This window comes from Sphingobium algorifonticola (genome assembly GCF_004005485.1).
GTDB lineage: Bacteria > Pseudomonadota > Alphaproteobacteria > Sphingomonadales > Sphingomonadaceae > Sphingobium > Sphingobium algorifonticola.
On the sequence record NZ_RZUL01000028.1, the window covers coordinates 1 to 4,106 of the forward strand.

7 protein-coding genes are annotated in these 4,106 nt (G+C 67.4%); 1 reads left to right on the plus strand and 6 read right to left on the minus strand.

The window, feature by feature from the left end:
- The first annotated feature begins 133 nt into the window (after positions 1 to 133).
- Entirely contained in the window at positions 134 to 247 is a 114-nt protein-coding gene (locus ENE74_RS18685) for a DUF6437 family protein (RefSeq protein ID WP_277601388.1), read from the plus strand.
- A 114-nt stretch (positions 248 to 361) separates the two neighbouring features.
- On the opposite strand, the gene ENE74_RS17970 is transcribed toward ENE74_RS18685, so the two are convergent.
- The 6 genes from ENE74_RS17970 to ENE74_RS17995 form a co-directional block, all read right to left on the minus strand.
- The gene (locus tag ENE74_RS17970) at positions 362 to 751 is read right to left on the minus strand and encodes a single-stranded DNA-binding protein (protein ID WP_127692231.1); all 390 of its coding nucleotides are present in this window, start codon (positions 749 to 751) and stop codon (positions 362 to 364) included.
- 302 nt (positions 752 to 1,053) lie between these two features.
- Positions 1,054 to 1,485, minus strand: coding sequence for a DUF6915 family protein (locus tag ENE74_RS17975; RefSeq protein ID WP_127692232.1), 432 nt, complete (start codon positions 1,483 to 1,485; stop codon positions 1,054 to 1,056).
- Between the two features lie 10 nt (positions 1,486 to 1,495).
- A complete protein-coding gene (locus tag ENE74_RS17980) occupies positions 1,496 to 1,957 on the minus strand; it encodes a DUF6878 family protein (protein WP_127692233.1) in 462 nt (153 codons plus the stop codon).
- A 122-nt stretch (positions 1,958 to 2,079) separates the two neighbouring features.
- Positions 2,080 to 3,033: a DUF2493 domain-containing protein gene (locus ENE74_RS17985; protein WP_127692235.1), complete on the minus strand. Its 954-nt coding sequence runs from the start codon at positions 3,031 to 3,033 to the stop codon at positions 2,080 to 2,082.
- 291 nt (positions 3,034 to 3,324) lie between these two features.
- Positions 3,325 to 3,744: a hypothetical protein gene (locus ENE74_RS17990; RefSeq protein ID WP_127692234.1), complete on the minus strand. Its 420-nt coding sequence runs from the start codon at positions 3,742 to 3,744 to the stop codon at positions 3,325 to 3,327.
- A gap of 12 nt (positions 3,745 to 3,756) precedes the next feature.
- Positions 3,757 to 4,106: zincin-like metallopeptidase domain-containing protein (locus ENE74_RS17995; RefSeq protein WP_241242089.1), on the minus strand; the 350-nt coding region annotated here is incomplete at its 5' end.

Sequence of the window (4,106 nt, forward strand, 5' to 3'; positions counted from 1 at the left end):
AACGGCAGACCATCGAACATCGGCGCTTGCTTCACCGCAAGCTCGCCGCCTAACATCAACCCCCAGACGAGGCCCGCACTCCGCTAATCTACGCCGCGAGTTGCGCCAAATGTTCTGACGACGGACAGGCAAGCTGCTCGTCGAATGCGGCGCAGAGACGATCGAGCCGGCGCAGCTGCGCCAGCTCGTCCGCGCGTCGATGGCGCTCGGGATCGACGAGACGCTGAAGCGCATCGCTCCCGCCTGATGGGCAGACGCGGCGGTGCGCGGGTTCGATGCCCCGCACCGCCGCTAAGCAGTCACGCAAAAGAAAAGGCCCCGATGGCCTGCGCCACCGGGGCCTTGTCGTGGGTGGGGATGCTCAATCCTCGTCGATGTCGGGAGCGCCCTCGTTGGCGCTCGAACGGCCCTTGGAGAGGAAATCCACCTTGTCGGCGATGATCTCGCAGCCGTAGCGCTTGACCCCGTCCTTGTCCTCCCACGAGGTGTAGTGGATGCGGCCCTCGACCGTCACCAGCTGGCCCTTGGTGCAGTATTTGGCGACATTCTGGCCGAGCCCGTTGAAGCAGGTGACGCGGTGGAACTCGCTTTCCTTGGCGGTGTAGCCGTTCTCGTCCTTGTAGGTCTTGCCGTCCTTCCTGGCCGGACGGTCGGTCACCACCGAGATCGAGGTGATGCTGGTTCCGCCCTGGGTGGTGCGGGCTTCGGGATCGCGGGCGATACGGCCGACGAGAATAACGAGATTGGTCATGGGTCTTCTCCTGATCGAGCAATCCGGGTCCATCCCGGCTGCAAACCCGAGCAGAAGCGGCCCACGGCGAAGCGCACCGAAGGGGAACCTGGAGACGGTTCGGGTGGTGCGGGCAGCCGGGCGCAAGCCCGGCAACACGGCCGGACCGGGTCCGGGTTGCGCGCCTCGACGGGGCTGCTTCAGGGACAGGTTTGCTTGAGAGCCGGGTTGGTCACGGATGCCGTCGACAGGACCGCCATGCCCGTTCCGTTTCGAGCGGTCGACACCAGTTCGCCCGTATCTGCAACCGCCGCGGAGCAGCTTCAAATCGCGATGCGAGACCGGCCGCCCACGGAAGAAGAAGGGCCGCTGGACGGGACGACCTCACCGCCAGCCGCACGATCGCCTGACAGCTCGACGGACTCGTCGAGACGATGCCCGCGAAGCATCCAGGCCTGGGGAGTGATGAGGCGCGCCCAGTCCGCGAACGAGGGGATTGATCCCAGGTCCTCACGCACGTGCTGCTCGCCGACAAGGCGCACCGGAACCGACCGACCGTCGGCGTTGACGATGGTCGCTCCGAACAGCGTTTCGAGCATGAATATCCCCTCGGCATGGTGCCGCAGCGCGCGGTGCCTGGGGTCGGCGAGGATCGCTTTCGACTGGTCGAACCATTGGTGCAGCGGGAGATAATCCTCCACGTTGCCGCCCCATTTCCGCACCGAGGAAAGCGCGTGGTAATAGCAATGCGCCATCTCGCTTCTCCTAGAGCTCGGTCGAGTGATCGTCGGTGGCGGTGAAACGCAGGCTGCAATCTAGTGTGAAGCTCGCCTCGGCCACATCGATGACGAGTTGGCCGTACGCGCCATCGTTGAGCTCCCAACCGGGATGGTGGCGTTCGAGCGCGAGATAGCCGAGCGATTCCAGCGCTACCGCGAGCGACTGCGGCTCGCCATCGACGTTGCCCTCCGAAGTCTCCGGACGGAACGGTTCCGCCGCAGCGTCGGGACAAGCAACCGAAGCGTTGGCGGCATCGTAGCAGACGCATTCCTCGACGGCGCCGCTGTCGCCGTACCCGTCGAAGCCGATCTCGACGCGGACGATCCCCGCCGTCCGCAACGGCGGGATGACGACGCCCTTGAGATGCTGGATCTCGATCTGCGCCTGGGCTTCACGCTCGGCCTGGCGAACCGCGAACTCGGTGATCGCGGCTTGGAAATCTGTCATGAGGGGTCCTCCTGTGCTGCCGGCCAGACGTCCACCGCCCGGCTCGCAGAGGCAGCCGATGCCTCCCCTCTGGTGCGGCTGCGCCAGCGCCGAGCTGGCGCTGGCGCGAAAGCATGCGCGCGCTAGTCAGCGGCGACCGCCGCGCTGCGCGGGCATGTCCCGAGCGGGCCCCGCCGATCGACGACGGTGATCCGCCGGGCCTTGGCCTCGATGACCAGCCGCTCGAGGACGCCATTGCCGGGAAACGCGACCACGTACCGCGGATCGAGCGAGAGCATGCGCTCGTTGCGCTTGAAGCCGGCGCGTGCGCCGAGCCGCATGTCGAGCGAAAACGTCACCTGCGCCACTTGCCGACGCTCGGCCCAGGACGAGGCGAGCCGGTCAGCGCCCTTGCTGTCGCCGCCGTGGATGAGGACCATGTCGGGCACACGGTCGCGGACCTTGTCCAGCGTGGCCCAGACGTTGTTGGCGAACGCGAGCGCGTCCGCTTCCGTCGCATGGCGGGTGCGCCCGCCGGCGAAGATCACCGGCGTCCCTTCGGGCATTGCAGCGCGCCGCTTGGCTTCGGCGCGGGCGCGCAGGAAGTCGCGCCCTTCGACCAGGGCGGAGGTCAGCATTGCGCTGTGATTGAAGCGAGAGCTCGAGACTGGCTTCCACGAAGAGCCGAATTCATTGAGGTAGAGCGCCGCCGCGACCTCGCGCATTTCCTCGAGCGCCAGCATCGCCGCTTCGGCGCATTGCGCCCGCTCGACCTGCGTCTCGAGTTCGTGCGTCTGGACCTCGGAACCGTCGGCGGTCGCGATCAGCGCCCGGACCTCGTCGGTGGCGCGGTCGAGCGCCGTCGACTTGCGAGCCGCGGACCGGTGAAAGATGTTGACGAAGGCCCAGCCGAGATCTTCGGCGTCGGCCTCGAGCGCGGTTCCCGAGATCATGGCGAAGAGATCGGACCAGACCGCTTCGAGCGTCTGCACGACCGCTTCGCGAAGCGGAAAATCGTCGGACGAGACCGGCGCGGGACCGATCGAAAAGCCGGAAAGGTCGAGCCCGGCGAGCTGGTCTGCGAAAGAGCTGTGCATCTTGTCCTCCTGACTGGTGGCGCTGCCAGGAAGGCCGTCATGGCCGCGGCAGCGAGAGGCCGTCAGGGCCAGCTTCAAGGCCGGGCTCCGCACCCGGAGGGGAAACCCGCATCGCCAGGCTGGCGCGGGCCGGAACGGGCCCGCAGGGACCGGGCCAACACGGGCCTGGCGAGGCCGGGTTGCGGACCCGGCCGGCTGGCCCAGGGCCTCTCTCGCGTGGCGCGTGCCACGACTGGAGGAAGCGGGCGCCCGCGATGGAAACGGGCAGATGAGTCGCTTTTCCGCCCGGGATCAGGCACGCTTGCGATAGACGGCTTCACCGTTCGACATGCGCCCGAGGCGGTCATAGTCGCCGAACAGGTGGTCGAAGCGGCTGGCGATCTGGCGGAGCCAGCGTTGTGCTCGCGGCGACCGGGCAGTCCTGCAGTCGGCATCGCAATAGGCGCCGTCGTCGCGCTCGGCGAGCCACACCGCGACGAGGCCGCCGTAGATCGAGACGCCGAAGTCGGCATAGGCGTTGCGCAGCAGGATCCGATCCTCGCGGCCCCGCCAGCCGTCGTGCGGCAGGAGCGAGGGGAAGGCGGCCGCCGCGCGCTCCGTGAGGTCATCGCGCAGCCATTCGTATTCGAGCTCCCAATCCTCGGTGCGCTCGACCTCGAGGATGGTGAAGGCGACAATGGCGCCGTTGGGATAGCTGATGGACCGGCTCATGGTGCCCTCCCTTCAGGCGGCCAGCGCGTCGTCGCCGGGCTCTTCGGCCACGACGGTCTCACGGCCGCCGAGCTTCAGGAGAAGGCTCGACGCCTCCTCGGCCCGGGCCGCGGCGGTCAGGATCGCGCGGTCGTCTTCCCTGAGCAGCTTCAGCCAGTGGTCGATGTAGCTTGCGTGGCTGTCGAGATGGGCCACGGGAAGACCGAGTTCAGCTCCGAGCATGGCGCTCGAAAGCTCGGCGCAATATCCTGACAGTCCAGCTAAAAGTGGCGGTTGGAAGGTAAAAACCATCGGTGCCTCCAGCACTGCCCAAAACCCCATGGGTCCCCCGAGGCGGGGGTGGGCGGCGAGAACGACCGGAG

Coding starts and splice junctions, on each gene's coding strand:
- ENE74_RS17970 (WP_127692231.1), bottom strand. CDS start 751: ATGACCAATCTCGTTATTCTCGTCGGCCGTATCGCCCGCGATCCCGAA.
- ENE74_RS17990 (WP_127692234.1), bottom strand. CDS start 3,744: ATGAGCCGGTCCATCAGCTATCCCAACGGCGCCATTGTCGCCTTCACC.
- ENE74_RS17985 (WP_127692235.1), bottom strand. CDS start 3,033: ATGCACAGCTCTTTCGCAGACCAGCTCGCCGGGCTCGACCTTTCCGGC.
- ENE74_RS17980 (WP_127692233.1), bottom strand. CDS start 1,957: ATGACAGATTTCCAAGCCGCGATCACCGAGTTCGCGGTTCGCCAGGCC.
- ENE74_RS17975 (WP_127692232.1), bottom strand. CDS start 1,485: ATGGCGCATTGCTATTACCACGCGCTTTCCTCGGTGCGGAAATGGGGC.